Source organism: Luteibacter sp. ME-Dv--P-043b, assembly GCF_030209605.1.
Classification (GTDB): Bacteria; Pseudomonadota; Gammaproteobacteria; order Xanthomonadales; family Rhodanobacteraceae; genus Luteibacter.
In genome coordinates, this window is record NZ_JARVRT010000017.1 from 95,028 (window position 1) to 120,822 (window position 25,795).

Below are 25,795 nucleotides of genomic sequence, written 5' to 3' on the forward strand. Positions count from 1 at the left end.
GCAGCCGGCTTGCCGGGCGCCGCTTCTCGGGTTCCGCAGATGGTTCGATTCAACGTGGGTGGATCATCGGGATAATCCGCAATAGCCCCGGTTTAGTTGAATCAGTCTCTGGATTCGCAGAGCGCACCCACCCAAATCGCCACCGCCACAGCCCCACCATCCGCAATCCCCATCACCCGCTCACCAAGATAAGCCGCACGCCCCGCATTAGCACGCAACGTCGCAGTCTCATCAGCTCCCCGACTCGCACCAACATGCATCGCCTCCAGCGCCTGCGATGCACTCATCCCCGCATCCAGCGCCTCCTTGTAAGCCCGCGCAGCCGGATACAACGCATCCAGCATCGTACGGTCCCCAGCCTTAGCCCCACCCAGTTCCGCGATGGCATCCGTAGCCGCCAATAACGCGTCATGCCACTGCAACGGCTGCGGGTCATCGGCACCGTCAAGCTCCCTGGCCGCGCGCATCAGGCCCGTGGCATAGAACGGCCCCGAGCTTCCGCCGATAGCTTTCCGCACGGCATCGGCCATGCTCCGCAAAGCCATCGCCGGCGTGTGCCAGGCATGGTCGGGCAGTTCCAGGATCGCCTCGGCTCCACGCCGCAGGCTGGCCCCCAGATCGCCATCGCCTGCCTTGGTATCCAGTTCGGTCAGTTCGTCCTCGGCCGCCAGCAACGCGCGTGCCGCAGCATGGCTGGCTTTTCGAACGGCATCCCCCATCGGCGTGGGTGCGGTTATCGCCAACGCTTCATCAGACGCGTGTTCCACCTGCAACACGGGCGCATCGTTGAGCTTGCCGCCACCCGGCCATGCCGGAGCCGAAGCCGGCGCATCAAGCAAGGCAAGCAGTTCGTCGTCCACTTTCAGCAGCGACAGCGATGCGCCCGGCATATCCAGCGCCGTGAGGAAATTGCCGCACCACGCTCGGGCGACCTCCATGCCCCTGGCCTCAAGAAAACGCAGCGCACTGCGAAGCAGAATGTCCAGCTCCATGGGCGGAGTCGCGCCCAGCCCGTTCACCAGTAGCGCAACCCGCTGGCCGCGCGCAAGACCAAGGTCATCGATGATCGACGTGAGCACGGTATCCGCCAGGCCGTCGGCCGTCGCGATGGGCCCTTTGCGTACCCCAGGCTCGCCATGGATGCCCAGGCCATATTCGACCTCCTGCTCGCCCAGTTCGAAGCCGGGACGGCCGGCGGCGGGCACGGTACACGAGCCGAGCGCCACGCCCATCGAACCCAGGCCGGCCACCGCGCGACGGCCTGACGCGGCTACGTCGGCAAGAGACTTGCCCGCCGCCGATGCCGCACCGACCACCTTGTGTATCAACACCGTACCCGCGATGCCACGGCGCTTGTCCGGCGCCACGGTGTCCCGCAACGCCACATCGTCGGCCACCGTGACAACCTCTACGGGGATGCCCTCGCTCCGCGCGATCTCCGCGGCAAGGCCGAAATTGAGTCGGTCGCCGGTGTAGTTCTTGACGACCAGCACGGCACCCGCAGGACCACCGACGACGCGAAGGGCGGCGAGCACCGCATCGACGCTGGGGGAGGTGAAGACGTCTCCCGCGATCGCCGCCGCCAGAAGTCCTTCGCCAACGTAGCCCGCGTGAGCCGGCTCGTGCCCGCTGCCGCCACCGGAAAGGATCGCCACCGTCGAATCGCCATCATGCCGTTTGCGCACCACGACGTTCTGGTCTGAAAGCAGGGCTTGCCCCGGTGCGCGGGAAACCGCGCCTTCGAGCATCTCACGGACGACATGGCGTGGATCATTGATGATCTTCTTCATGGTCTACCGGACCTTTGGGTGAACAGCGAGGAAGGCCCGAGCATAGGCCCGACCATGCCCTGTGCGAAAGGCTCTCAAAACGTCGGCCCCCCATCAAAGCCGCCGACACATCAACCCGCCCATCCGCTCCTCCGCAGCAACCGCTTCCTCCTCCGCCACCTCCCCCGACACGGCAAGATCTTCCGTCGCCAACGCCTCCGCGAATTCCGCCACCGCCAACACATCCAGCATTGCCCCGAACGGCACCAGCAACGCAAGCAGCTTCGCCAACGGTGACGTCTCCGCCTGACTCTCCCGCACCAGCCCGGCCTGTCGTCGAAATGCTTCGTTGTACCAGGCGTATACAGCGCGGTCGTTCGCATCGACGAAGCACACCGGTTCCCGCGTCGGGTCCAGGCTGGCCACGCCTTCCCGGTAGCGGAAATCGTCCGTGCAAGGTGGCGCGACGTACGACTGGTTGTCCCGGTACGCCGCTGCCACGCGTGCGATGCGAAACGGCGTGGCGATCTCGCGGATGCCACGGAAGGACGCGCGTGCCACGGTATGGCGGTTGATTTCGGATTCCAGCAGGGCACCGAGGTACTGCGCATCGTAAGCGTCCAGTGGGCTGCCTTCGGGCAGGCTCATGAAGCGCGCCAGCACCTCGGGTTCGACGTTGCGCACCTCGCGCTTGTCCTCCGGCGTCGCCGCGATGCGTTCGCGCAGGATCTGCGCCGCCACCGCGTATTTGGCGGCAAACGTGCTGTGTGCATTGCCGAAGAGTGCGAGCGACTGCCGGAAGATGTCGGCTTCCACGCCGGCCTTGATCGCGTTCAGCGCCGCCTGTTCACTGCCCCAGTCGTCGGTTGTGTGGGGCAGCCTCACGTCCTCTGGGCGCGCCTTGGTGAAACCCAGGTCCCACTGGAGCATCCTCCAGGCCTCGTGCAGGTAGATCAGCCGTGTCGGGCTGTCGAGTCGTGCGGCGGCGGACCTGAACGTGTCGTCGATGCGCTGGCTGTCATAAGCGGCCGGCTCCGTATACGCGTGCGGTGGCAGGTGACTGGGTACCTGCAAAAGCTGTGACCAGTGGGTGTCGTCGAGCACCTCGCTATCCGCATGGTCGTGGCGTTCGGCAAGGTAGGCCTTGAGAAAATCGACGGGTGGCAAGTCGTTCGCAACCACGATACGCGGCAAGGCAAGTAGCAGCCATAGCGACGCCTTGAGAGCATGGGCATCCATGTCGTGAGGGTCTCCGATAAAGTCGGGTGGGGCGTCGTGCGACGCAGGTGAGGCGAGGGTCTAGGAGCGAACGCACTGCGGTGCATCCGGCACCGTCCGCTCGTTCGACACCCGTTGGTGGAAATGACGCAGCATCCTGTTTTTCGTCATCTGCAGCAGGCGAAACACCTGCGGCGATTCCTGCGTGGGTGCGGGAAGATGAAACACATGGATGTCCAGGTCGTACGCATCGGCCACGATCTGCATGGCACGCCGACACACCGGGCAAGGCGGGCTGGACGTCCACATGCTCACGCGGCCGCCCGGCGTCAGGTGGTTTTGCACGATGTCACGCTCAAGCGTGCGCAGCCCGCGCATTTCCGCGTCGAACCGATGTCCCACACCCGCCGCTTCGCCGGGTAGTCGAAAATCCTCGATGGCATCCAGTACGGACGGCTCGTTCTCGACCACATGCGCATAGACGCTGGGGTTGCGCTCCCGGTAATAACGTTGCCATTCCGGCATGGCGTAGGCGGCATCGCCTTGTGCTTCACCGACACCCATGGCGGCCGGCGGCGCCCTGCCCGATAGGGCGTGGTACAGCGTGGTGCGTGGCTGCCCCGTTGCGTTGCGCCACTGGTACTTCAGCTGGGCGACATTGGCACGCGACCACTGCGCCGCGAACGGATCGAAGTCCGCCTGCGTCGTCAGCTGTGTTTGTGTGGCCGCGTAGCGCTGTGCACCGCGAAGGTTGAACTTGAATGACTCGATGAGGCGCTGCCCGGCATCATAGGCATCGCTGGTGTCGACCTGGGTGAACTGCACCGTGCCCGCCTCGGCGGGGCGCCATGAGGTACTCGCTATCAGCAGTAAGGCGACGGCAAGGCGTGGGTGGTTGACCATCAGAGGGGCGCCGTGTCGGTGTCTCCGGGGGGACGGGGCGCCTATTTGGCCCGAGCGGAGCCGTCGGGTCTGTCAGTCCCTGCCGCTCATCACGCGAGGCAGGGCGAGGCCATGTACGTCGGCGCGACCACTCAGAACCACTTGTTCCGCTTCAGGGCAATGAAAATCCCACCCACGATACACGCCACCAGACAGGTGATGGCCGGATACGCCCAGGGCTTGTCCAGCTCCGGCATATGCACGAAGTTCATTCCGTACCAGCTGGTGATCAATGTCGGTGCCGCCAGCATGGCCGCCCAGCCGGCCAGCTTCTTCATCACCTCGTTCTGCCCGAACGTCACCAGCGCCAGGTTCACGCTGATCGCGGCCCCCAGCATCTCGCGCATGGCGGAAATCGACTCGTTGACACGGAACACGTGATCGTAGATGTCGCGGAAGTACGCGCGCAGTTCGTCGTGGATCAGATGCGGGTGCAGTCGTACCAGCTGCGCCACGATGTCCTGCAATGGCACCACTGCCAGCCGCAGCGTCATCAGTTCGCGCTGCATGTCGTACAGCCGCTTGATGGTCAGCCGGTTGTACGTCTCGGCGAAGATGTCGTTTTCCAGCTCGTGCAGTTCCTCGCGGAAGTCGCGAACGATCGGCAGGAAGTTGTCGACGATGAAATCCAGTACGGAATACAGCGCGTAGCTGGGCCCCATGCGCAGCAGCTCCGGCGACTGCTCACAGGTGCGCCGCGCCGGTGCGTACGAGAGGGACGCCCCGTGGCGCACCGTCACGAAGTAGCGCTGCCCGACGAAGATCTGCGTCTCGCCGAAAGCAATGTTGCCGCCAACCAGTTGCGCGGTCTGGGCGACGATGAACAGGGAGTCGCCGTAGGTCTCGATCTTGGTGCGCTGGTGGGCCAGCTGTGCATCCTCGATGGCCAGGTCGTGCAGGTTGAACTCTTCCTGCAGTTTCAGCAGCAGCGGCTCGTCCGGTTCGTGCAGCCCTACCCAGACGAAGGTGTCGGGTTCCTTGAGGACATCGCTGATCGCGTCGAGGCTGATGTCGCCGATCCGGCGACCGTCGGTGCGGTAGGCGACGCAGTTGACCACCATGCCGCCGGAGGCAACGTAGGTGGGCGCGGATTCGGGGAGGATCGAGACAGAGGCCATGGGCGGCATGATGCCGGGCCATGTGTGACGGGGCAATGTTACGCGGGGGCCATCGAGCGACTCCGCAAGAACGTGCGGATCAGTCGTGCCGGCGACAGAACGTCACGAACAGCGCGGCCCAGCAGGGCAATGCGAACAGCAGCCAGGGCATGTTGCGCTGGGGAAAGTCCGGCCACAGGTGCAGCAGCATCCCGATCACCGCGGCGGCGAACGAGAGGGCCGCGATGCGTGGCGCGAAGCGTCCCATGGGGCGGCCAGCACGGCGCAGGCGCCAGATGCCGGGTATCAGCAAGAAGGCCAGTGGCTGGTACGCCAGCAGGTTGAAGTTGCCCCAGGCCGAGCGATGCAGGGTCAGGGTCCACAGGCCCAGCATGAACAGCCCGGCGAGGCCGGCGAACACCGTGAAAAGCGTGCCCGCGGCAACGAAGACACCGCGTGCCACGCGATGCCGGCTGAAGGCGGGCAGGGCGAGCGGGATCGCCAGCAGCAGGCCGGCCAGGAGCAGCGGCCAGCGCAGGTCGGGGGCCTGTTCCGGGGGCGGCACGAGGCGGGCTTCCGCGAGGGTGGTCTCGCCATCCACCAGCGGCCGGGCGTCGTCGCCTTCGCCGATCCGCACATGGCGCAGCTCGTCTTCCAGCACCATCGGCAGGAAGGCTTCCTTCCAGGCTGTCATCGGCTGGTCGGCGTAGGGTCCCAGGCCCAGGTCCATGCCCAGCATCAGCCAGGCTTGGTTGCTCATCAACCGGGCAGTCTGTTCGCGATACGTCATGCCGCCTTCGCGGGCGCCCAGCTGGCGACCGAGTGCGCCACCCAGTGCCGCGTCCAGCGCATCGCGCACGCGCGTGGTGCAGTTGTCCGCGTAGTAGTCGTAGTGGTAGCCGGCGTTTTCGGGTCGGACGTTCCAGAGCATGAAGCGACGCAGGTCGTCCTTCTGGGCATCGTCCAGGCTGAGGTGCTGGCGACGCACGTAGCGCCCCTCACCTGCGTAGAAGTCCACGTCCGACTGCGTGGTTTCGGCATCCATGCGGTAGGCCATGATGCCGCGCGCGAAATTGAGGATGAAACCCTTCTGGTCGAAGTCGAACACGCCGTAATTGAAGGCGATGGCCTCGCCGCTCATCCGGTCGCGTACCTCCAGCGCATCATGACCGAAGCGCTCCCAGTAGATGTCGCCGGGGCCGTAGGTCATCAGCGAGATGTCCAGGTCCGAGGCCGGCGCATCGACGATGCCGGCGCGGGACAGGGGGGCGAAGCACAGGGCGAGCAGGAGGATCAGGGCGTGGCGCATGGTCGGGCTGGAATCCTTGCCCGCAGGCATGGCTGTCAGGAACCGCCGGCCCGGAGGCCGGCGGCAGACGTCAGGCTGCGCGGTTGGCGCGTGCGACGTGGAACTGCTGGACGCGGCGGTCGTCCGCTTCGGTGACACGGAACAGGAAGTCGCCCACGGCGATCTCTTCCCCGGCGGCCGGCAGGTGACCGAACTCCGAGGTGATCATGCCGCCGACGGTGTCGAATTCCTCGTCGGAGAAATGGGCGCCCGCGATCTCGTTGAAATCGGCGATGGGAGTCAGCGCGCTCACGGCGAAACCGCCGTCTTCCAGCGCCTGCACCAGTACCGGATCTTCCTCGTCGTCGTGCTCGTCGTCGATCTCGCCGACGATCTGTTCCAGCACGTCTTCGATGGTGATCAGGCCGGCCACGCCGCCGTATTCGTCCACCACCAGCGCCATGTGGTTGCGTGTGAGGCGGAACTCCGCCAGCAGCACGTTCAGGCGCATGGACTCGGGAATGAGCACGGCGGGGCGGAGCAGGGCACGCACGTCGCCCCCTTCGCTCTGGCCGTAGTACTTCAGCAGGTCCTTCGCCAGCAGGATGCCCAGCACTTCGTCCTTGTCCTCACCATGCACCGGAAAGCGCGAGTGGCCGGATTCGACGACGGCGGACAGGATCTCGGGGAGGGAGGCATCGGCCGGCAGGCTGACGATCTGGGCGCGGGGCACCATGACATCGTCGACGCTGAGCTCGGTCACCTTGATGGCACCCTCGACCATGGTCAGGGTGTCGTTGGAGAGCAGGCCGTTGGCCTGGGCGGTCCGCAGTTCCTCGATCAGTTCGTCGCGGTTGCGTGGCTCGCCGGAAAACATATGGCCCAGACGGTCCCACCACGATCGGTGGGTCGGGCCATGGGTACTGCCAGGGTCCTCGTTCATCACTCTTTGCGTTTCTGCCCGGAAGGGCGGAACGGCCAGTCTAGCGGAATTCTCATGACGGTTCAGGGCTACAGTCGCCTGGGGGGCGCGTAGGAGCGCACGATGTGCGCGAAAAGCCAACAAAGCGATGAAGCGGCATGCTCCCCATTCCTCCCTCCCCCCTCGCAAGCCGCCACATCAGCCATCCGGCCCCGACACGTCAGCATCGGGCGTTCCGGATCGCGCACATCGTGCGCTCCTACGAGGTAGGTTGGTCAGAGGGTTTCGGCGGGCAGGGGCTCATAGGGGTTGGCAATGCCCAACCCCGCCAGGATGCGCGTTTCCAGGGCCTCCATCGCGTCGGCTTCGCCGTCGTCGATGTGGTCGTAGCCCAGCAGGTGCAGGATGCCGTGCACCGTGAGGTGGGCCCAGTGATCGGCGGGCTTCTTGCCCTGCTCGGCGGCCTCGCGTGCGACCACAGGGGCGCAGATGACCAGGTCGCCGATCAGGGGCAGGTTCACGCCGGGGGGCAGTTCCACGGGGAAGGAGAGCACATTGGTCGCGTAGTCGCGGCCGCGGTATTGCAGGTTCAGCGCCTGGCCTTCCTCGGCATCGACGATACGGATCGACACCTCGGCGGCCTTGCGGCGGCGGGCGCCCTTCAGCGCGGCCTCCACCCAGCGGCGGAAGCTGGCGGAGGCGGGCACGCCCTTGCGTGAAGCGGCGGCGTAGCCGACCGCGACGTCCACGGGAATCAACGCGGCGGTTCCTGCTTGTCCTCGAAGGCCTCGTAGGCGCGCACGATCTTGGCCACCAACGGGTGGCGGACCACGTCGCGCGAGGTGAAGAAGGTGAAGCTGATGCCGTCCACGCCGCGCAGCACCTCGATCGCGTGGCGCAGGCCCGAGCGGATGTGGCGGGGCAGGTCCACCTGCGAGACGTCGCCGGTGATGACCGCCACCGAGCCGAAGCCGATGCGGGTCAGGAACATCTTCATCTGTTCGACGGTGGTGTTCTGTGCCTCGTCGAGGATGACGTACGAATCGTTGAGCGTGCGGCCGCGCATGTAGGCCAGCGGGGCGATCTCGATGACGTTGCGCTCGATCAGCTTGCCGACCTTCTCGAAGCCGACCATCTCGTACAGCGCGTCGTACAGCGGCCGCAGGTAGGGGTCGATCTTCTGGCTGAGGTCGCCGGGCAGGAAGCCCAGTTTCTCGCCGGCCTCCACCGCGGGGCGCACCAGCAGCACGCGCTGCACGCGGTTGGCTTCCAGCGCCTCGATGGCGCTGGCCACCGCGAGGTAGGTCTTGCCGGTGCCGGCCGGGCCCACGCCGAAGTTGATGTCGTGGGTGGTGATGGCGTGCAGGTAGCGGGCCTGGTTGGCGCCGCGGCCCTTGATCACGCCGCGCTTCACCTTGATCACCACTTCCTGTGCGGATTCGGCAGCCTGGTCGTTGAGCGCGTCGATGCCCGATTCCGCCAGGCGCAGGTGGATGGCCTGGCCGTTGAGGATCTCCGTCTCGGTGGCGGCATACAGCGCGCGGATCACTTGCTCGCCGGCGCGCGCCGAAGCTTCGTCGCCGATGACACGGAAAATGGCGCCACGGTGGTCCACTTCCACGCCAAGGCGCAGTTCGATCTGCCGGACATGTTCGTCCAGCGGTCCGCAAAGGTTGGCGAGGCGGGTGTTGTCCTCGGGATCGAGGGCGAAATCGCGTTGGGTCAGGCCTGGATTCATAGGGTCCGGTGCGTCACGTTAGGGGCGAGGGCTTACGACGCCAGCGCGACCTCGTCGTCCAGGCGCACGCGGCCACGCAGCGAGTTGCTCATGGCTTCGGTGATCGTGACGTCGACGAACTGGCCGATCATGCGAACGTGGCCGGGAAAATTCACGTACCGCATGTTTTCGGTGCGGCCGCTCATCTCGTTGGGGTTGCGGCGGCTGGGTTTTTCCACCAGCACGCGCTGCACACTGCCGACCATGGCCTCGTTGATCCGGCGCGCGTTCTCGTTGATGGCCGCCTGCAGGCGGGCGAGCCGGGCCTGCTTCACCTCGGCCGGCGTGTCGTCGGCCAGGCTGGCGGCCGGCGTGCCGGGCCGCGAGGAGAACACGAACGAGAAGCTCTGGTCGAAACCGATGTCGTCGATCAGCTTCATGGTCTTTTCGAAGTCGTCGTCGGTCTCGCCGGGGAAACCGACGATGAAATCCGACGAGACGCAGATGTCCGGGCGCACGGCGCGCAGCTTGCGGATGCGCTGCTTGAATTCCAGCGCGGTGTAGCCGCGCTTCATCGCCGCCAGGATGCGATCCGAGCCCGCCTGCACGGGCAGGTGCAGGTAGTTGGCCAGCTGCGGCACGTTGGCGTAGGCCTCGATCAGCGAGTCCGAGAACTCCAGCGGATGCGAGGTGGTGAAACGGATGCGGCCGATGCCGTCGATCTGCGCGATGGCGTGGATCAGCACCGAGAGGTCGGCCACGTCGCCGTCGTGCATCGGACCGCGATAGGCGTTGACGTTCTGGCCCAGCAGGTTGACCTCGCGCACGCCCTGTTCGGCGAGCTGCGCCACCTCGACGATCACGTCGTCGAACGGGCGGCTGATTTCCTCGCCACGGGTGTAGGGCACCACGCAGTAGGAGCAGTATTTCGAGCAGCCTTCCATGATCGAGACGAAGGCGGTGGGGCCTTCGGCGCGTGGCTCCGGCATGCGGTCGAACTTCTCGATCTCCGGGAAGCTGATGTCCACCTGCGACTTGCCGGTGGCGCGCTGGGCTTCGATCATCTGCGGCAGGCGGTGCAACGTCTGCGGACCGAACACCAGGTCCACATGCGGGGCGCGCTTGAGGATGGCATCGCCCTCCTGCGAGGCGACGCAACCGCCCACGCCGATCAGCACCGGCTTGCCGTTGGCCTTGTGGGCCTTCCAGCGGCCGAGCTGGCTGAAGACCTTTTCCTGGGCTTTTTCGCGGATGGAGCAGGTGTTGACCAGGATGACGTCCGCGTCGTCCTCGTTCTGGGTCAGCTCCAGGCCATGGGAGGCGAGCAGCACGTCGGCCATCTTGGCCGAGTCGTACTCGTTCATCTGGCAGCCGTGGGTCTTGATGAAAAGCTTGCCGCTCATGCGCCGGGGTACCGTGATTCGTGGGAGTTGCCGAACCGCGCAGTTTACGCCCCCGCCGGGGTGCGTGCCAGTTGCCCGCAGCGGATCAATGACTTGCGTGACGATCGTCGGCCTCGAGCCCTTGGCAGGAAAAGGGGGCTCGGGCACACTCGCGCCCATGGTTCACGACGCGACGCCAGGGGAAAGCGCCGGCCATCGCGCCCGCCGTTTTCATCCTTCCGGCACGGCCCTGCGCAGGGCCGCGGGTACGTGCGCGCTCCTTTTGATAGGCCTGATGGCCGGCCCGGCCGCTGCGGGCTCGCTGTATCGCTGCACCGGTTCCACGGGCGAGACGGTGTTTTCGGGTACCACGGCCGGCTACAAGGACTGCAAGCGCATCGGCAGCACCGGGCCCTCGCGTCCGGCCCGCTCGATCGCGACAGTCGCTCCCGCCGCCCAGGCACGGTTGCCCGCGTCGCCGTCCGGCCAGACCCGTTCCAACAACGGCCAGTCGTCTTCTGCCCCGACCGCCGTCTTCGAGCCGGTCGCCGGGCCGCCCTCGCTCAAGGGGGTGATCGGGTCCGTGGCCCTGGCCCCCACCGTAGCCGGCCCCTCGCTGGCCGGCATCACGGGGGGCGTGGTCGGCGGAATGGAAGGTAATGCCCAGGAGCCGCTGGTCCTGCCTGCCGTGACGGCGGCGACGCCGTCCCCCGCGGTGCCGAAGGGGCAATGGGACTACAAAGAATCGGCCAGTTCTGACCTGACGGCCGCCGTCGCGCCCGAGACGCCGAAGGGTTCCCGTGTACTACGCGGGGCGGTCTATCGCATCACGCGGGCGGACGGCGGGGTGGAGTACACGAACATCCCGCAGGGCGGCGGCGGGAAGGGCGGCACCGTCAAGATGCTCTTTACCTATATCGCCACCTGCGCCGCCTGCGACGTCCATTCGAAGGTCGACTGGAACCGCGTCGCCCTCAACGTGGCCGCCTATGGTGACGCGATCCGCGCGGCCAGCAGCGAGTTCAGCGTGGACGAGGCCCTGCTGCGTGCGGTCATCCATGCCGAAAGCGCGTTCAACCCGCGGGCCCTGTCGGTGGCCGGCGCCCAGGGCCTGATGCAGCTGATCCCCGGCACGGCGCGGGACATGGGTGTCATGGACGCGTTCGACGCCAGTCAGAACATCCGTGGCGGCGCCCGCTACCTGGCCCTGCTGCTGCGCACCTTCAACGGCAACGAACGCCTCGCCGCCGCAGCCTACAACGCCGGCCCCGGCGCCGTGCAGAAGTACAACGGCGTGCCCCCTTACGACGAAACCCAGGTCTACGTCGAACGCGTCGGCGTCCTCCGCAAACGCTACAACGACCTCCTGAAGCCCCACGCCGCGCTGTAGGAGCGCGCGATGCGCGCGACATCTTTTCGCGATGACCTGGGGGCTGGCGCGTGGGCGGGAAGGTTGTCGTTTAGACGATTTCGCGCACATCGTGCGCTCCTACCCCGCGCGTTCCTGCCCACGGCGCGTCTCCTACACCCGGCTCACGGCGCGCCGTAGGAGCGCACGCGCGTGCGCGAACCGCCACACCTAAACGCCTGCGCCTACCTCAATGCCTGCATAGGCGCCGTAGGCGGCCGCTGCGTGGGCGTTACCGTGGTCGCGAACGCCGCTCCATTGCGCAGCCCGGACACCTTCACCGCCACGCCCGGCTTCAACGAGGCCTCGTGCCGCCGCAAATCGGACGGATCGAGGATGTCCTCGTCCCCGATACGCAGCAACACGTCGCGCTGCTGGATACCGGCCAGCGCCGCGGGCCCGCCGGGCGATACGTCGTTGACCACCACGCCCCGGGCCGCGGAGGGCAGGCCGCTGTCGGCGGAGATGGGCACCGCGCCGTAATCCGCGCCGATCCAGCCGCGCACCACGTGGCCCGTCTGGATGATCTGGTCCAGCACCTCGCGGGCGCTTTGCACGGGAATGGCGAAGCCGATGCCCTCGGCGCCCACGGCCTGGCCGATCAGCGAGGTGTTGATGCCGACCAGTTCGCCATGCGCGTTGACCAGTGCCCCGCCGGAGTTGCCGAAGTTGATCGCGGCGTCCGTCTGGATGAAGTTCTCCAGGCTGGACAGGTTGAGCTGGCGCCCGATGGCGCTGACGATGCCCATGGTCACGGTCTGGCCGATGCCGAAGGGGTTGCCGATGGCCAGCACCACGTCGCCGACCCGGGGCCGGCTTTCGGCGTCGGTCATGTGGATGGCGGGGAGGTTGCCCGCATCCACCTTGAGCACGGCCAGGTCGGTCTCGTCGTCCGAGCCCACCACGCGGGCCTTGGCGACGCGGCCGTCGTAGAGCAGCAGCTGGATGTCGTCGGCGTTGGCGATCACGTGGTTGTTGGTCAGGACGTAGCCGTCTTCGCGGACGATCACGCCCGAGCCCAGGTTCTGCTGGCGGCGGGTACGGGCCGGGCCGGTGGGCACGCTGAAGATACGCTGCAGCACCGGGTCCGAATACAGCTCGCGCGGCTGCTCGGTCACCATCTTGTTGGCGTAGATGTTGACCACGGCTGGCGCGGCCTTGGCCACGGCATCCGCGTAGGAGGCGGGCGCGCCGGCGGCTGGGGCCTCGGTGTCGGCGCTGGCAGTGGCCGGCTGGGTGGCCGGAGGGGTGAAGCGCTGGCGCAGGAAAGCGCCGCTGCCCGGCCAGAACAGGCCCACCACGAAGGCGACGGCCAGGCCGAGCACGACGAAGCGGGCAACGAAGGCGAGCGTGCGTGCGGCGTGGTTCATGGAATAACGAGGGGTCCTGTCGTCGTCGCGTCGCCTTGCCCGGGGGAATCCGGGCAGCCGGTGGTGCCGGATTTTCCGCTTCCTGGCGGATTCGTGACCGTCCCACCCGTCATGGAGCACAGGGGGTGGTTCAGTTTATTGTACGTGGGTGGTGCCTGCCGTTACACTGACTTGATATAGCGGAAGCCGATTTCCGAACGAACCGGCGATAGGGGTCCGCATTCTCAATGGCATAAGTTCCGGAGAGCCTGATGGCGAACGAAGTCGTCGATCACGGGCGCCGTCGCTTCCTCACCACCACGACCGCGGTCGTGGGCGGTGTCGGAGTGGTCACGGCGGTCGTGCCCTTCATCAAGTCGTGGGAACCGAGCGCAAGGGCAAAGGCAGCGGGAGCGCCTGTCACGGTCGACATCAGCACCATCGAGGCGGGCCAGAAGGTCACGTTCGCCTGGCGCAGCCTGCCGGTCTTCGTGGTCAACCGGACCAAGGACCAGCTGGCCCAGCTGAAGGGCCTCGAGCCCCGCCTGCTGGATCCGCAGTCCTCGGACGCAGGCCAGCAACCGAAGTACGCCACCAACGAGAACCGCTCGATCAAGCCCGAGTGGCTGGTCGTCATCGGCCTGTGCACCCACCTGGGCTGCGTGCCGGACTTCGTGCCCGACATCAAGCCCGAGCCGTTCGACGCCAACTGGAAGGGCGGTTTCTACTGCCCCTGCCACAAGTCGCGCTACGACCTGTCCGGGCGCGTCTTCGCCGGCGTGCCCGCGCCGAAGAACCTGGCCGTGCCGCAGTACCACTTCCTGGATGACTCGCACATCCAGATCGGTGTCGATCCGGAGGGGAAAGGCTGATGGCCAGCATCTTCGATTGGGTCAACGAACGCGCGCCTAACCTGGCGCCGACGTTCCGCAAGCACATGACCGAGTACTACGCGCCGAAGAATTTCAACCTCTGGTACTACTTCGGTTCGCTCGCCCTGCTGGTCCTGGTCAACCAGATCGTGACCGGCATCTTCCTGACCATGAACTACAAGACGAGTGCGCTGGAAGCGTTCAACTCGGTCGAGTACATCATGCGCGACGTGGAGTGGGGCTGGCTGATCCGCTACATGCACTCCACGGGCGCCTCGCTGTTCTTCGTGGTGGTGTTCCTGCACATGTTCCGCGGCATCATGTACGGCTCGTTCAAGCGTCCGCGCGAGCTGGTCTGGATCCTGGGCATGCTGATCTTCCTCGTGCTGATGGCCGAGGCGTTCATGGGCTACGTGCTGCCGTGGGGCAACATGTCGTTCTGGGGTGCGAAGGTCATCATCTCGCTGTTCGGCACCATCCCCTACATCGGCTCGTCGCTGGTGGAGTGGATCATGGGCGACTTCCTGCCTGCCGACGCCACGCTGAACCGCTTCTTCGCGCTGCACGTCATCGCGCTGCCGCTGGTGCTGTTGCTGCTGGTGGTGCTGCACCTGGCTGCCCTGCACGAAGTGGGTTCCAACAACCCCGATGGCGTCGACGTCAAGCACGGCCCCAAGGGCAACCGCTGGGATGCGACCAAGCCCATCGACGCCATTCCGTTCCATCCGTACTACACGGTGAAGGACCTGGTGGGCGTCGGCTTCTTCCTGACCATCGCCGCGTTCATCATTTTCTTCGCGCCCACCTTCGGCGGCTGGTTCCTGGAGCACGACAACTTCACCCCGGCCAACAACCTGGTGACGCCGAGCCACATCAAGCCGTCGTGGTACTTCACTCCTTTCTACGCGATCCTGCGCATGATCCCGTCGTTCTTCGGCACGGCGATCTGGGGTGTCATCGGCATGTTCGGCTCCATCCTGCTGCTGGCGCTGCTGCCGTGGCTGGACCAGGGCGCCGTGCGTTCGGTGCGGTACCGTGGCATGGGCTACCGCATCGCCCTCGGCGTGCTGGTGGTGTCCTTCCTGTCGCTTGGCGCGGTGGGCGCCGGCGTCACCGCCGAGCTGATCCCCGAATGGTTCCCGCATGCGGACGTCACCACATGGGAGAACGCCTTCGGTCGCCTGATGACACTGGGCTATTTCGGCTTCTTCGTATTCGTATGGGTCTACACGCGCTTCGGTTTCGAGAAGACCAAGCCGGTTCCGGAACGGGTGACGACGCATGATTAAGCGCTATCTTTCTTCCGCCGCCCTCGCGCTGGGCCTGTTCGTCGCCGCGTTGCCCGCCATGGCCGCCGAAGGTGGCGAGGGGCTTCCGTCCGCCGGTACCAACGTCAACGACCAGGCGGCGCTGCAGCGCGGCGCCAAGCTGTTCTTCAACTACTGCGTCGGCTGCCACTCGCTGAAGTACGTGCGCTACTCGCGCCTGGCTTCCGACCTGGGCCTGTCCGAAGACGAGGTGATGACCAACCTCAACTTCACGGGTGCCAAGTTCGGCGAGCCGGTGATCTCGCACATGCCGGTCGACGGGGCCAAGGCCTGGTTCGGCAAGGATCCACCCGACCTGTCGCTCGAGGCGCGGGCCAAGGGCGTGGATTTCATCTTCAATTACCTGAACTCGTTCTACCTCGACCCCACACGGCCGGTCGGCTGGAACAACACGGTGTTCCCCAACGCCTCCATGCCCAATCCCCTGTGGGAACTGCAGGGCCTGCAGGTGGCCGTGCACGGCGAGGCCAAGCCGGGCCAGGAAGCCACGGTGGAGAAGCTCGAGCTGCAGCGCCCGGGGCGGATGACGCCCGAGGAGTTCAAGGCGGCCACGCGCGACATCACCACCTTCCTCGAGTACACGGCCGAGCCGGCCGCTCTCGAGCGTCAGTCGGTGGGCGTGTGGGTCATCCTGTTCCTGGCCGGCCTGACCTTCCTGCTCTACCTCGTGAAGCAGGAGTACTGGAAGGACGTGCACGAACAACACGACGAGCACTGACCGATGTCCCGCGGGCGGCCCACGGCCGCCCGTTTCGTTTCGGGGACGGGTGGGGTTAGAGTTCCGAACACCGTAAACAGGGAGATCGACGCATGGTCCAGAGTGCTCGTTCGCGTGCGGCGCTGACGCTTTACACCAGCGCCGACGACATTCACTGCCACCGGACGCGCCTCGTGCTGGCGGCGAAAGGGGTGGCCTATGACAGGATCGTTCTCAAGCCGGATCGGCCGACGGCCGACCTGCTCGACCTCAATCCCTACGGCACCCTGCCGACCCTGGTCGATCGAGACCTGTGTCTCTACGACCCCCTGGTGGTCGTCGAATACCTTGACGAGCGTTATCCGCATCCGCCGTTGATGCCCATCGATCCGCTGTCACGGGCGCGCCTGCGCCTGGCCACCTGGCGCGTCGAAAACGACTGGCTGCCTGAGATCGAGGCGATTGCAGAGGGCGGCAAGGAGGCTGCCGGTGCCCGCAAGCGCCTGCGCGAGCAGCTGTTGTTGTCCGAGCCGCTGTTCCGGGCGTCGCGTTTCTTCCTCAATCCGGAGATGAGCCTGATCGACTGCCTGGTGGCCCCGGTGGTCTGGCGGCTGCCGCACCTGGGCGTGGACCTGGGCCGGGACGGCAAAGCCATCGTCGATTACGGCGAGCGCCTGTTTCACAGCCAGGGCTTTGCCCGCAGCCTCACCCCGGAGGAGCGAGACATGCGCCTGGATTTCAATTTCAGCCCCGGTTAGCGTCGGATGCCGCCTATCCCTTAAACTGTCCTTTCGACCTTGCCCAGCCGGGGCTTTGGTGATCCCCGACCTACCGGCGGGAACGACGAGGACAGCATCCATGGATACGAACGAAAGCGCGGGCATGACTTCCAATCGCCCGTACCTGCTCCGCGCCATCTACGACTGGATCAGCGACAACGGCCTGACCCCCTACGTGCTGGTGGACGCCGCCCAGCCCGGGGTCAAGGTGCCCGCCCATGTGGTGAAGAACGGCCAGGTGGTGCTCAACCTGGCCATGCGCGCCGTGGCCAATCTCGACCTGGGCAACGACAAGATCGGCTTCCAGGCCCGTTTCTCGGGTGTCAGCCAGCAGATCGTGATCCCCGTGCCGGCCGTGCTGGCGCTGTATGCGCAGGAAAACGGGCAGGGCATGATGTTCCCGGCCGACGAAAACGACGGTTCCGAGCCGTCGCCCTCGTCCGGTCCGATGGAAGTGGTGGAAAACAGCGAGCCTCCGCCGCCCTCGGCCGGTGGTGATGACGACCGCCCGAAGCGCGGCGCACCGCACCTGCGCGTCGTCAAGTAGGCCTCCGCCGCCCCTTCGGGGGCTTGTGGACGTTCCGGATCGGCCACACACTGGCAGCATGGCATCCTTCAGTGACCTTTTCTGGCTTCTTGTCCTCGCCGGCGGTATCGCGAGCTGGTACAGGCTGACGCGTGCGCGGGAAGTTGCCGCACGCGCCGCGGCGGGGCTGTGCAAGCGTTACGGCCTCCAGTTGCTGGATCAGTCGGTCGGCCTGCGCGCCATGCGCCTCCAGGGTGTGGACGGCGTGCGTCGGCTCGAGCGCTGCTACGGCTTCGAAGTGAGCCTGGATGGCCAGTCCCGCCAGTCGGCACGCCTGTGGATGGCGGGCCACGATATCGCCAGTTACTCCCTGCCGGGGGCCGACGCGCCGGAACTGGAAACCGTGGTGGCCATCGATCCCCTGGTCCACGGCAGCAACGTCATCTCGCTGGCCGACCGGCGCCGGCTGCACTGAGCACCCCCGGCTGCACGTCGAGCCGCAGGGAAAGATCGATGGCGCGTACATGCTTGGTCAGCGCGCCGCTGGAAATGAAATCCACGCCGGTTTCGGCAATGTCGCGGAGCGTGGCCAGTTCCACGTTCCCAGACACTTCGAGCGACATCCTGCCGTCGGTATAGGTGACGGCCTCGGCCAGCATCGCCGGGGTGAAGTTGTCGAGCAACGCGCGGTCCGCCCCGGCGTCGATCGCCTCGGCCAGTTCGGCCATCGTCTCCACTTCCACGATCAACGGCAGGGCCGGATGGATGCGCCGCGCCGCCTCCACGGCCGGACGAATGCCGCCCGCGGCGATGATGTGGTTTTCCTTGAGCATCATGGCGTCGAACAGGCCGATGCGATGGTTGGTGCCGCCGCCGCAGCGCACGGCGTATTTCTGCGCGCGGCGCAGGCCCGGCAGGGTCTTGCGCGTGTCGAGGATGCGCGTGCGCGTGCCCGCCAGCGCATCGGCATAGCGTGCGGTAACGGTGGCAGTGGACGACAGCAGCTGCAGGAAGTTGAGCGCGGTACGTTCGGCGGTGACCAGGGCGCGCGCCTTGCCGGCGAGACGGCAGATGGCGCTGCCGGCGGCGATGCGGTCGCCATCGTGGAGCGACCACGCGATGTCCACGTTCGGGTCCAGCGTGCGGAACGCCGCGTCGAACCAGGCCGTGCCGCACAGTACGGCATCTTCGCGACAGGTAAGCACGGCGGTGGCGGTGGCGGCTGCATCGAGCAGGTCGGCGGTGGCGTCGCCCGGGCCGATGTCCTCGCTCAGGGCGCGATCGACATCGGCTTGTATCTCGACGGCCGGCGGCAGCGCGTCGGCCAGGGATTGCGACTCGTTGGAAGTCATCGTGGGGATGCGCCCAGGGAAGAGGGCGCTACCTTAGCAAACCTCAGGCACCCGGATCCGGTGTGCGCAGGCGTTCCACGATGGCGTCCATGGCGCGGTCGAACAGCAGCGCGGAATCGAGCAGCCGCGCCGTGCCGTTGGCAAAGCCCTGGGCCAGGCCGGCAAGACTGTGGTCGGCCACCTTGAGGCCGCGACGGTTCACGAACAGGTAGCGACCGCTGATCGGGCTGATCCACGAGAGCTTGGCGCGGTCGGTGCTGCCGTCCTCGCTGGTGAATTCCATCCACTGGCCGACCTTCAGCTCGCGGGCCTGGGCGAGGTTGCGCTCGTCGAAGGCCTCGTCCGGCAGGGATTCGTCCTCGGGCACCGGCTCGACGATCGGTTCGTCGATCGCCTGGATCGCATCGGGCAGCGGCGTCACGCTGGCGATGAGCGTGCCCGATCCGGTCTCCGCTACGGATTCGCCCAACTGCTGCCGGTAGAACGCGTGCAACTGCGCCAGCAATTGTTCGGTGTCGGCATCCTGGAACGCCACGGCGGCCAGCCCGCGGCGCAGTGTCTGCTCCACCGAGGGCAGCAGCGCACGCAGGTCGCGTCGCCCGTTGAGGTCATAGACCGGACGGGCACTGGCGATGAAGTCGTCGACGAAGCGCAGCGATTCGCGGAATTCGGGCGATTCCTCGCCCTGGCGCAGCAGGGTGAGCACGATGTAGTTGGCCCAGGCCCGGGTCAGTACACCGTGGATCAGCGGCGGTAACGCGGCGCCGCCGACCCGGCCGACGATTTCCTGCGCGGCGCGCCGACGGGCGTGCTCCAGTTTTTCGCGGCCGCGGGTGGATTCGGCCACGCGCTGCTCGGCCAGCTCCGCACGCTTGCGGCTGATGTCGAGAAAATCCTGCAACTCCGTCGCGAGGCGGTTGAAGAGGTCCACGTCGTCGTCGAAGTCGCGCAGCAGCCGCTCGACGATGGTCCGGGTCTTGTCGAACAGGCGGCCGTCGCGATCGGACTCGGCCGACCAGCCCTTGGCCGCATCGGCCATGGCATCCAGCAGCTGGCGCGCCGGGTGGGACTTGTGCGCGAACAGGCGCCGGTCGAGCAGGGCGACCTTCAGGTAGGGGATCTGCAGGCGCGCCAGCATCACCTGCATCTCGGCGGGCAGGTTGCGGTCTTCGAGGATGAACTCGAACAACATGCCCACCAGGTCGATCGTGTCCTCGTCCACGCCCGACACGTGCGCGGTCTGTTGCCCGCGCAGCTGGCCGATCTGGACGAGCAACTGTTCCTTCAGCTGGGCCACGTCGCGGGTGACGTCAGCCTGTGTCGCCAGCGGTGCGGCCTGACTGGGCAGGCTGGCGATCTGGCTTTGCAGCAGGGTCAGCGCACCGAGCATTTCCGCCGCGCTGGGCAGGGGGCCGATCGGCAGGGCCTGGCCACCGCCGGTAGCCGTGCCGGTCAGGGCGGAGATCGCGCCGCGACGGGCGGAGAACATGGCGTGCAACGACTGCATGAACTCCGCGGCGGCCGCGTCGGTCACCGGGGCCGTCGCCTGCGCCGTTGTCATGGCCGATGACGCCGGGCCGGTAGGGGCGGGCGCGTCGCTGCGGCGCGTGGCGATCTCGTGGCGCAACTGCGGAAGCACGCCGGCCGCAGCCAGTTCGTTGTTGATGTCGTCGTAGAGCTCGTCGATGCCGGCGAGCACGTAGCGGTCGAACAGCTTGTAGATGATCAGCTTGACCCGAACCTCCACCACCAGCTCGCGCATGGCCTGGCGGAAGGCTCCGGCCAGCAAGGCGGGGCCGACGGGGTTGGAGGCGTCGTCCATGCGGGCGCCGCCGCAGATCACGGAGAGGCGCTGGTTCACCGCGAAGAGGGCACGCGCGAGGCGTTGCTCGTTCTTGCCGATCATGCTGGTGATCGCCAGCGATTCTTCCAGCTCGTTCTCGCCGACAAGGCTGAGTTCGATGTTCGCCAGAGGGCGGGCGTGCGCGTCGGACTCGGGCGCGCGCGTGCGGCCGGCGGAGAAGTCGGCCAGGTCGCGGGCCACCTGGCCCAGGAAACTGCGTTCGACGATCGCGCGCTTCTTGCGGACCTCGCGCATGCCGTCGAAGAACTGGGTTTGCGCGGCGTTATTCTCGGCCTTCTCGGCCAGGTCGAACAGGGCGTCGTCGATGTTCTCGAACATGTTGGTGGCCAGCGCGTGCAGCCGCTTGGTCGCCAGCCCGCGTACCGTGACCAGGAGCGCACCCACACTTTCGATACGAGGGTCCAGCCGATGGCTTAGATCGACGACGTTCGACGGCTCGTTCGCGTTATTCATCGCGCATCTCTGGATTCACCGGCCCCCGCCTGAGGGGCCATTGTGCGGGATCGAATGCTTTAAAGTGTGACTTGGGTCACGGATTCTGCGCGAGCCCGCTCTCCGGCGTAAAGCCGGCCAGTTGCAGCGTGCCGATGCCGGCTTCCGGCAGCATCACGGGGATGCCGTCCTCGACCCGATAGACCAACTGGCCGTCGGTGGTAATCAGGCCTTCGGTCAGGATATCGGTGACTTTCTCGCCGGCTACCGTGTCGACGGAGCCCGCGCGGATGGCGCTGTTGAGGGTGTCGCGCTCGGCCGCCGTCAGGGGGCGCAGGGGGCGCTTGCTGACCGGGCAGCAGAGGATGTCGAGAAGACGCTTGTCCATGGAGAGCGGCCGTGACGGCCAACCTGTAGATCGGGAATGCACTTACAATAGCGACTTTTGGGTGGCCGGGCCATGATTTCCAACGAAGGTAACGGAGCGGGCGCGCCGCGCGTGGGCGTGGTGATGGGCTCGCGATCGGACTGGGAAACGATGGAGCATGCCTCCGCCACACTGACCCGCCTGGGTGTCGTCCACGAGGTGCAGGTGGTTTCGGCCCACCGCACGCCCGATCTCCTGTTCGGCTATGCCGAGGGCGCGCGTGGCCGCGGTATCCAGGTGATCATCGCCGGCGCCGGTGGCGCGGCCCACCTGCCGGGCATGATCGCGGCGAAGACGGCCCTGCCGGTGTTCGGTGTGCCCGTGCAGTCCAAGGCCCTGAACGGCATGGATTCCCTGCTTTCCATTGCGCAGATGCCTGCGGGCATCCCCGTGGGCACGCTGGCAATCGGCCGGGCCGGTGCGACCAACGCCGCCTTGCTGGCCGCCTCCGTGCTCGCCCTGCACGATTCCGCCGTGGCCAGCGCGCTGGATGCCTTCCGCGCCGAGCAGACCCGCAACGTCCTCGACCATCCGGACCCGCGCACGTGAGCCGCACGCTCCCCACCGTAGGCATCCTCGGCGGCGGCCAGCTGGCGCGCATGCTGGCCCTGGCCGCGGCACCGCTGGGTATTCGCACCCTCGTGGTGGACGCGTCGCCCGACGCCTGCGCCGGCCAGGTGGCCGAGCTGGTGGTGGCCGACTGGTCCGACGATGCCGCGCTGGCCGCGTTTGCCGCACGGGTGGACGTGATCACCTTCGATTTCGAGAACGTGCCCGCCGCCGTCGCCGAGCGCCTGGCCGGGCAGGTCGATGTGTTCCCGAACCCGCGGGCCCTGGCCGTGGCGCAGGATCGCCTCAGCGAGAAAACCCTGTTCCGCGAAGCGGGTCTGGATACCCCCGACTTCGAGACCGTGGACACGCGCGACGACCTGGTTCGCGCCATCGCCCGGATCGGCACGCCGGCCATCCTGAAGACGCGGCGGCTCGGCTACGACGGCAAGGGGCAGTTCCGCCTGAAGTCGGACGGCGATATCGACGCGGCCTGGGCTGCGCTCGGCGATGCCGCCGGCCAGCACGGGCTGATCCTGGAAGCCTTCGTGCCGTTCGACCGGGAGTTGTCGGTGGTAGCCGTGCGAGGCCGCGACGGTGCCTTTCGTGCGTGGCCGCTGACGCGCAACTGGCATGTCGACGGCGTCCTGTCGCTCAGCCTCGCCCCCGCGCCGGGCACGTCCGACGACATGGAGCGTGCCGCCATCGCCCATGCGCGCACCATCGCGGAAAAACTGGATTACGTGGGTGTGTTCGCGCTGGAGCTGTTCGTCCGCGGCGGCGACCTGCTCGGCAACGAAATGGCCCCGCGCGTGCACAACTCCGGTCACTGGACCATCGAGGGCGCACACACCAGCCAGTTCGAGAACCATATCCGCGCCGTGCTGGGCCTGGCCTTGGGCGACACGGGCGTCCGTGGCGCCAGCGCCATGCTCAACTGGATCGGCGACCTGCCGGACCCGGCGCCGGTGTTATCGGTGGCCGACGGCCACTGGCACGATTACGGAAAGGGCGCGCGCGATGGCCGCAAGGTCGGCCACGCGACGATCTGTGCCGCCGATGCCGGCAGCCTGCGAGCGAAGCTTGCCGAGGTGGGTGCGGTACTGGGTCGCGATGAACAGGTGGCGCCGGCTGTCGAGCTGCTGGGCTGACGCCCCTCCGCTACCCACGTAGGAGCGCGCGATGCGCGCGACATCGTTTCGCGGCAATCTGCAACCTGGCGCGCCAGGCCTGGCGCCTGGCCTCAACACATGTCGCGCACATCGTGCGCTCCTACACGAGCCATCGCGCACATCGTGCGCTCCTACAGGCGGTTGTAGGAGCGCACGATGTGCGCGATCTCGGTGCGTCACAACACGCGGTTACGCGCTGCAACGCACCGACAAACCTCAGGCGAGGTTCTTCGCCGCAAAATCCCAGTTGACCAGATTCCAGAAGGCTTCCAGGTACTTCGGGCGGGCGTTGCGGTAATCGATGTAATAGGCGTGTTCCCACACGTCCGCGGTGAACAGCGGCTTGTCGCTGCCGGTGATCGGCGTGGCGGCGTTGGACGTGTTGACGATGGCGAGCGAGCCATCCGGGCGCTGCACCAGCCAGGTCCAGCCGGAGCCGAAGTTGGCGGCGGCCTGCTTGGCGAATTCTTCCTTGAACTTGTCCACGCCACCGAAGGCCTTGGTCAGCGCGTCGGCGAGCTTGGCCGGCGGCTCGGCGCCGCCCGGGGCACGCATGGAGTGCCAGTAGAAGGTGTGGTTCCAGATCTGGGCGGCGTTGTTGAAGATACCGCCCGAGGACGACTTGACGATGTCCTCAAGGCTCTTGTCCTCGAATTCAGTACCCTTGACCAAGTTATTCAGGTTGGTCACGTAGGTCTGGTGGTGCTTGCCGTAGTGAAACTCCAGCGTTTCGGCGGAGATGTGCGGCTCGAGTGCATTCTTTTCGTAGGGAAGCGGGGGAAGTTCGAACGCCATGAGGGAGCTCCTTAGCGGTGGCTGGGGGGAAGGGCGTCAACAGGGGGCGCGGCGGCCCACGCTGTTACACTACGCAACTAATCGCATTCTAATGATGAAACCCGACCTATGGACGTCGTAGACGAGATCAAGGCCATCGTGGCGGCCCATCCGATCGTGCTTTTCATGAAAGGCACGCCGGAATACCCCACCTGCGGATTCTCCGATCGCGCGGTCAAGGCGCTGGCAGCGGCGGGCGCCACCTTCTTCACCGTCAACGTCCTGGCCGATCCCCGCGTCCGGGCAGGCCTGCCGCACTACTCCAACTGGCCCACCTTTCCCCAGCTGTTCCTGCTGGGCGAGTTCATCGGGGGCTGCGACATCGTCGAGGACCTGCACTCGGCTGGCGAGCTTAAGCGCATGGCTGCCGATGTGGCGGAGGCCAATTCGTGAGTTCTCTGCCGTCGGCGCGCCTGCCTGCCTCCTGGGCTCCCACCTCCGGCCTGCTCGATGGGCGGGTGGTGGTGGTCACCGGTGTCACGGGTGGCCTGGGCGGCGCGACGGCGATGGCGGCGGTGCGCGCCGGCGCCACGGTGGTCATCACCGGGCGCAAGGTGCGTGCCCTGGAAAAACGCTACGACGAGCTGGTGGCACTGGGCGGTGCCGAGCCGGTGATCCATCCGCTGGACCTGGAAAGCGCCACCCCGAACGACTACACGGCGTTGGCCGAGGGCATCGAAAAGGAGTTTGGCCGCCTCGACGGCATCGTGCACGCCGCGGCGCACTTCAACGAGTTGACGCCGCTGGCCATGCACAAGCCGGATGACTGGCTGCGCGCCATGCAGGTCAACGTGTCGGCACCGTTCGCGCTGACCCAGGCCTGCATGCCCTTGATGGGCAAGGCCGCGGACAGCGCGGTAGTGTTCGTCCTGGACGATCCCGACCTGCTGTCGCGTGCGCACTGGGGCGGTTACGGGGTATCCAAGGCGGCCCTGGAGCGCCTTGCCACCGTGCTGCACGCCGAAAACGGCCGCGGCCCCCTGCGTGTGCACGCGCTGCTGCCGGCGCCGATGCGCACGGCCCTGCGCCGCGCGGCCTATTACGGCGAGAACACGCTGGAACGGCCGCTGCCCGTGGCAACGGCCGAGGCCATCATCTACCTGCTTTCGGACGCGGGGTCTGCCGCGCGCGGCAGCGTGCTCGACCTCCGTCCCGCCCCTTGAACGTCGTATAGGAGTTATCCATGGAAGCGCAGATGACGACGTTGTCGGCAGGCATCCTGCTGTTCCTCATCATGGACCCGCTGGGCAACATCCCGCTGTTCCTGGCCTTGCTCAAGGACGTGCCGCCGCAGCGGCGGCGCAAGGTCATGATTCGCGAGCTGCTGATCGCCCTGGGCGTGCTGGTCGGGTTCCTGCTGGGCGGCCAGTACATCCTCAAGGTGCTGCAGCTGCGCCAGGAGTCGGTGAGCATCGCCGGCGGCATCGTGCTGTTCCTGATCGGCATTCGCATGGTGTTTCCGCCCGTCGAGGGCGGCGTATTCGGCAAGCCGGGGGAGGGCGAACCCTTCATCGTGCCCATGGCCATTCCCGGCGTGGCGGGCCCGTCGGCCATGGCCGCGCTGCTCCTGCTGACCAACTCCCAGCCGGGCCGTACCGCCGAATGGGGGATTGCCCTGTTCCTGGCCTGGCTGGCCACCTCGGTGATCCTGCTCAGCTCCACCTTCCTGTTCAAATGGCTGGGTGAGAGCGTCCTGACCGCACTGGAGCGCCTGATGGGCATGCTGCTGATCGCCCTGTCGGTGCAGATGTTCCTCACCGGGCTCTCCGCCTACCTCCATATCGCGGTCTGACCCAGTCTTTCGGGTCTCCGCCCGCAGGAACGTACGCAACGGTAGGGTTGCTGTCATAATTGACGGCGAGCATGCACCG

26 protein-coding genes are annotated in these 25,795 nt (G+C 66.7%); 12 read left to right on the forward strand and 14 right to left on the reverse strand.

The genetic code is table 11. The annotated features are described in order from the left end of the window. Window positions 1-101: 101 nt before the first annotated feature. The 9 genes from QRN34_RS11105 to miaB all read right to left on the reverse strand — a co-directional run bounded on the left by QRN34_RS11105 (window position 102) and on the right by miaB (window position 10,356). Window positions 102-1,790 carry a dihydroxyacetone kinase family protein gene (locus QRN34_RS11105; RefSeq protein WP_285404522.1) on the reverse strand — a complete coding sequence of 563 codons (1,689 nt, stop codon included), beginning with the start codon at window positions 1,788-1,790 and terminating at the stop codon, window positions 102-104. Between the two features lie 93 nt (window positions 1,791-1,883). Further along, window positions 1,884-2,963 (reverse strand): hypothetical protein, encoded by a 1,080-nt coding sequence (locus QRN34_RS11110; RefSeq protein ID WP_285404524.1) that lies wholly within the window; start codon window positions 2,961-2,963, stop codon window positions 1,884-1,886. A gap of 105 nt (window positions 2,964-3,068) precedes the next feature. After that, window positions 3,069-3,890 (reverse strand): hypothetical protein, encoded by an 822-nt coding sequence (locus QRN34_RS11115; RefSeq protein ID WP_285404526.1) that lies wholly within the window; start codon window positions 3,888-3,890, stop codon window positions 3,069-3,071. Between the two features lie 131 nt (window positions 3,891-4,021). After that, window positions 4,022-5,047: a magnesium and cobalt transport protein CorA gene (locus tag QRN34_RS11120; protein ID WP_051939065.1), complete on the reverse strand. Its 1,026-nt coding sequence runs from the start codon at window positions 5,045-5,047 to the stop codon at window positions 4,022-4,024. A gap of 79 nt (window positions 5,048-5,126) precedes the next feature. Then, the gene (locus QRN34_RS11125) at window positions 5,127-6,335 is read right to left on the reverse strand and encodes a DUF4105 domain-containing protein (protein WP_285404530.1); all 1,209 of its coding nucleotides are present in this window, start codon (window positions 6,333-6,335) and stop codon (window positions 5,127-5,129) included. Window positions 6,336-6,405: 70 nt separating this feature from the next. After that, window positions 6,406-7,257 (reverse strand): transporter associated domain-containing protein, encoded by an 852-nt coding sequence (locus QRN34_RS11130; protein ID WP_036140415.1) that lies wholly within the window; start codon window positions 7,255-7,257, stop codon window positions 6,406-6,408. A gap of 254 nt (window positions 7,258-7,511) precedes the next feature. After that, window positions 7,512-7,991, reverse strand: coding sequence for an rRNA maturation RNase YbeY (gene ybeY, locus QRN34_RS11135; RefSeq protein WP_285404590.1), 480 nt, complete (start codon window positions 7,989-7,991; stop codon window positions 7,512-7,514). Further along, window positions 7,991-8,974 carry a PhoH family protein gene (locus QRN34_RS11140; protein ID WP_285404532.1) on the reverse strand — a complete coding sequence of 328 codons (984 nt, stop codon included), beginning with the start codon at window positions 8,972-8,974 and terminating at the stop codon, window positions 7,991-7,993. The genes ybeY and QRN34_RS11140 overlap by 1 nt, the downstream gene beginning before the upstream one ends. A 32-nt stretch (window positions 8,975-9,006) precedes the next feature. Continuing rightward, window positions 9,007-10,356 (reverse strand): tRNA (N6-isopentenyl adenosine(37)-C2)-methylthiotransferase MiaB, encoded by a 1,350-nt coding sequence (miaB, locus tag QRN34_RS11145; RefSeq protein WP_285404534.1) that lies wholly within the window; start codon window positions 10,354-10,356, stop codon window positions 9,007-9,009. Window positions 10,357-10,630: 274 nt separating this feature from the next. Here miaB and QRN34_RS11150 point away from each other — a divergent pair, with 274 nt between their 5' ends. After that, the gene (locus tag QRN34_RS11150) at window positions 10,631-11,725 is read left to right on the forward strand and encodes a lytic transglycosylase domain-containing protein (protein WP_285404536.1); all 1,095 of its coding nucleotides are present in this window, start codon (window positions 10,631-10,633) and stop codon (window positions 11,723-11,725) included. A gap of 203 nt (window positions 11,726-11,928) precedes the next feature. On the opposite strand, the gene QRN34_RS11155 is transcribed toward QRN34_RS11150, so the two are convergent. Next, window positions 11,929-13,113, reverse strand: coding sequence for a trypsin-like peptidase domain-containing protein (locus QRN34_RS11155; protein ID WP_285404538.1), 1,185 nt, complete (start codon window positions 13,111-13,113; stop codon window positions 11,929-11,931). 251 nt (window positions 13,114-13,364) lie between these two features. Here QRN34_RS11155 and petA point away from each other — a divergent pair, with 251 nt between their 5' ends. From petA to QRN34_RS11185, 6 genes are all read left to right on the forward strand, one after another. Further along, window positions 13,365-13,964 carry a ubiquinol-cytochrome c reductase iron-sulfur subunit gene (gene petA, locus QRN34_RS11160; RefSeq protein ID WP_036140421.1) on the forward strand — a complete coding sequence of 200 codons (600 nt, stop codon included), beginning with the start codon at window positions 13,365-13,367 and terminating at the stop codon, window positions 13,962-13,964. After that, on the forward strand, window positions 13,964-15,253 hold the full coding sequence (locus QRN34_RS11165) for a cytochrome b N-terminal domain-containing protein (RefSeq protein WP_285404541.1): 1,290 nt from the start codon (window positions 13,964-13,966) through the stop codon (window positions 15,251-15,253). Before petA ends, QRN34_RS11165 begins: the two co-directional genes overlap by 1 nt. After that, window positions 15,246-16,010, forward strand: a complete 765-nt coding sequence (locus QRN34_RS11170) for a cytochrome c1 (protein WP_285404543.1) — start codon at window positions 15,246-15,248, stop codon at window positions 16,008-16,010. The genes QRN34_RS11165 and QRN34_RS11170 overlap by 8 nt, the downstream gene beginning before the upstream one ends. A gap of 92 nt (window positions 16,011-16,102) precedes the next feature. Next, a complete protein-coding gene (locus QRN34_RS11175) occupies window positions 16,103-16,747 on the forward strand; it encodes a glutathione S-transferase N-terminal domain-containing protein (RefSeq protein WP_285404545.1) in 645 nt (214 codons plus the stop codon). Window positions 16,748-16,871: 124 nt separating this feature from the next. Beyond that, the gene (locus QRN34_RS11180) at window positions 16,872-17,315 is read left to right on the forward strand and encodes a ClpXP protease specificity-enhancing factor (RefSeq protein ID WP_285404546.1); all 444 of its coding nucleotides are present in this window, start codon (window positions 16,872-16,874) and stop codon (window positions 17,313-17,315) included. Window positions 17,316-17,373: 58 nt separating this feature from the next. Then, complete coding sequence (locus QRN34_RS11185) at window positions 17,374-17,769, forward strand: DUF3301 domain-containing protein (RefSeq protein WP_285404547.1); 396 nt, start codon at window positions 17,374-17,376, stop codon at window positions 17,767-17,769. On the opposite strand, the gene nadC is transcribed toward QRN34_RS11185, so the two are convergent. From nadC to QRN34_RS11200, 3 genes are all read right to left on the reverse strand, one after another. Then, entirely contained in the window at window positions 17,735-18,646 is a 912-nt protein-coding gene (nadC, locus tag QRN34_RS11190) for a carboxylating nicotinate-nucleotide diphosphorylase (RefSeq protein WP_285404548.1), read from the reverse strand. The genes QRN34_RS11185 and nadC overlap by 35 nt on opposite strands. Window positions 18,647-18,689: 43 nt before the next feature. Next, a complete protein-coding gene (locus QRN34_RS11195) occupies window positions 18,690-20,963 on the reverse strand; it encodes a DUF1631 domain-containing protein (RefSeq protein ID WP_285404549.1) in 2,274 nt (757 codons plus the stop codon). A 76-nt stretch (window positions 20,964-21,039) separates the two neighbouring features. Next, the gene (locus QRN34_RS11200) at window positions 21,040-21,330 is read right to left on the reverse strand and encodes a Trm112 family protein (RefSeq protein WP_285404550.1); all 291 of its coding nucleotides are present in this window, start codon (window positions 21,328-21,330) and stop codon (window positions 21,040-21,042) included. A 72-nt stretch (window positions 21,331-21,402) separates the two neighbouring features. On the opposite strand from QRN34_RS11200, the gene purE reads away from it, so the two are divergent. Both purE and QRN34_RS11210 read left to right on the forward strand, forming a co-directional pair. After that, complete coding sequence (purE, locus tag QRN34_RS11205) at window positions 21,403-21,918, forward strand: 5-(carboxyamino)imidazole ribonucleotide mutase (protein ID WP_285404551.1); 516 nt, start codon at window positions 21,403-21,405, stop codon at window positions 21,916-21,918. Next, entirely contained in the window at window positions 21,915-23,069 is a 1,155-nt protein-coding gene (locus tag QRN34_RS11210; protein WP_285404552.1) for a 5-(carboxyamino)imidazole ribonucleotide synthase, read from the forward strand. Before purE ends, QRN34_RS11210 begins: the two co-directional genes overlap by 4 nt. A 237-nt stretch (window positions 23,070-23,306) precedes the next feature. Here QRN34_RS11210 and QRN34_RS11215 read toward each other — a convergent pair whose 3' ends face one another. Beyond that, entirely contained in the window at window positions 23,307-23,885 is a 579-nt protein-coding gene (locus QRN34_RS11215; protein ID WP_036140438.1) for a Fe-Mn family superoxide dismutase, read from the reverse strand. A 108-nt stretch (window positions 23,886-23,993) separates the two neighbouring features. Between QRN34_RS11215 and grxD the strand changes: the two genes are divergently transcribed. The 3 genes from grxD to QRN34_RS11230 are packed head-to-tail and all read left to right on the forward strand — an operon-like array spanning window position 23,994 to window position 25,716. Next, window positions 23,994-24,317, forward strand: coding sequence for a Grx4 family monothiol glutaredoxin (gene grxD / locus QRN34_RS11220; RefSeq protein ID WP_285404553.1), 324 nt, complete (start codon window positions 23,994-23,996; stop codon window positions 24,315-24,317). Further along, window positions 24,314-25,087 carry an SDR family NAD(P)-dependent oxidoreductase gene (locus tag QRN34_RS11225; protein WP_285404554.1) on the forward strand — a complete coding sequence of 258 codons (774 nt, stop codon included), beginning with the start codon at window positions 24,314-24,316 and terminating at the stop codon, window positions 25,085-25,087. Before grxD ends, QRN34_RS11225 begins: the two co-directional genes overlap by 4 nt. A 32-nt stretch (window positions 25,088-25,119) precedes the next feature. Next, window positions 25,120-25,716, forward strand: a complete 597-nt coding sequence (locus tag QRN34_RS11230) for a YhgN family NAAT transporter (RefSeq protein ID WP_285404591.1) — start codon at window positions 25,120-25,122, stop codon at window positions 25,714-25,716. Window positions 25,717-25,795: the final 79 nt, after the last annotated feature.

Bases quoted from the DNA above. Each gene is read 5' to 3' on its own strand.
- QRN34_RS11105 (WP_285404522.1), bottom strand. From the start codon at position 1,790: ATGAAGAAGATCATCAATGATCCACGCCATGTCGTCCGTGAGATGCTC.
- QRN34_RS11115 (WP_285404526.1), bottom strand. From the start codon at position 3,890: ATGGTCAACCACCCACGCCTTGCCGTCGCCTTACTGCTGATAGCGAGT.
- QRN34_RS11120 (WP_051939065.1), bottom strand. From the start codon at position 5,047: ATGGCCTCTGTCTCGATCCTCCCCGAATCCGCGCCCACCTACGTTGCC.
- QRN34_RS11125 (WP_285404530.1), bottom strand. From the start codon at position 6,335: ATGCGCCACGCCCTGATCCTCCTGCTCGCCCTGTGCTTCGCCCCCCTG.
- QRN34_RS11130 (WP_036140415.1), bottom strand. From the start codon at position 7,257: ATGAACGAGGACCCTGGCAGTACCCATGGCCCGACCCACCGATCGTGG.
- QRN34_RS11140 (WP_285404532.1), bottom strand. From the start codon at position 8,974: ATGAATCCAGGCCTGACCCAACGCGATTTCGCCCTCGATCCCGAGGAC.
- miaB (WP_285404534.1), bottom strand. From the start codon at position 10,356: ATGAGCGGCAAGCTTTTCATCAAGACCCACGGCTGCCAGATGAACGAG.
- QRN34_RS11150 (WP_285404536.1), top strand. From the start codon at position 10,631: ATGGCCGGCCCGGCCGCTGCGGGCTCGCTGTATCGCTGCACCGGTTCC.
- QRN34_RS11155 (WP_285404538.1), bottom strand. From the start codon at position 13,113: ATGAACCACGCCGCACGCACGCTCGCCTTCGTTGCCCGCTTCGTCGTG.
- petA (WP_036140421.1), top strand. From the start codon at position 13,365: ATGGCGAACGAAGTCGTCGATCACGGGCGCCGTCGCTTCCTCACCACC.
- QRN34_RS11165 (WP_285404541.1), top strand. From the start codon at position 13,964: ATGGCCAGCATCTTCGATTGGGTCAACGAACGCGCGCCTAACCTGGCG.
- QRN34_RS11170 (WP_285404543.1), top strand. From the start codon at position 15,246: ATGATTAAGCGCTATCTTTCTTCCGCCGCCCTCGCGCTGGGCCTGTTC.
- QRN34_RS11175 (WP_285404545.1), top strand. From the start codon at position 16,103: ATGGTCCAGAGTGCTCGTTCGCGTGCGGCGCTGACGCTTTACACCAGC.
- QRN34_RS11180 (WP_285404546.1), top strand. From the start codon at position 16,872: ATGACTTCCAATCGCCCGTACCTGCTCCGCGCCATCTACGACTGGATC.
- QRN34_RS11185 (WP_285404547.1), top strand. From the start codon at position 17,374: ATGGCATCCTTCAGTGACCTTTTCTGGCTTCTTGTCCTCGCCGGCGGT.
- nadC (WP_285404548.1), bottom strand. From the start codon at position 18,646: ATGACTTCCAACGAGTCGCAATCCCTGGCCGACGCGCTGCCGCCGGCC.
- QRN34_RS11195 (WP_285404549.1), bottom strand. From the start codon at position 20,963: ATGAATAACGCGAACGAGCCGTCGAACGTCGTCGATCTAAGCCATCGG.
- QRN34_RS11200 (WP_285404550.1), bottom strand. From the start codon at position 21,330: ATGGACAAGCGTCTTCTCGACATCCTCTGCTGCCCGGTCAGCAAGCGC.
- purE (WP_285404551.1), top strand. From the start codon at position 21,403: ATGATTTCCAACGAAGGTAACGGAGCGGGCGCGCCGCGCGTGGGCGTG.
- QRN34_RS11215 (WP_036140438.1), bottom strand. From the start codon at position 23,885: ATGGCGTTCGAACTTCCCCCGCTTCCCTACGAAAAGAATGCACTCGAG.
- grxD (WP_285404553.1), top strand. From the start codon at position 23,994: ATGGACGTCGTAGACGAGATCAAGGCCATCGTGGCGGCCCATCCGATC.
- QRN34_RS11230 (WP_285404591.1), top strand. From the start codon at position 25,120: ATGACGACGTTGTCGGCAGGCATCCTGCTGTTCCTCATCATGGACCCG.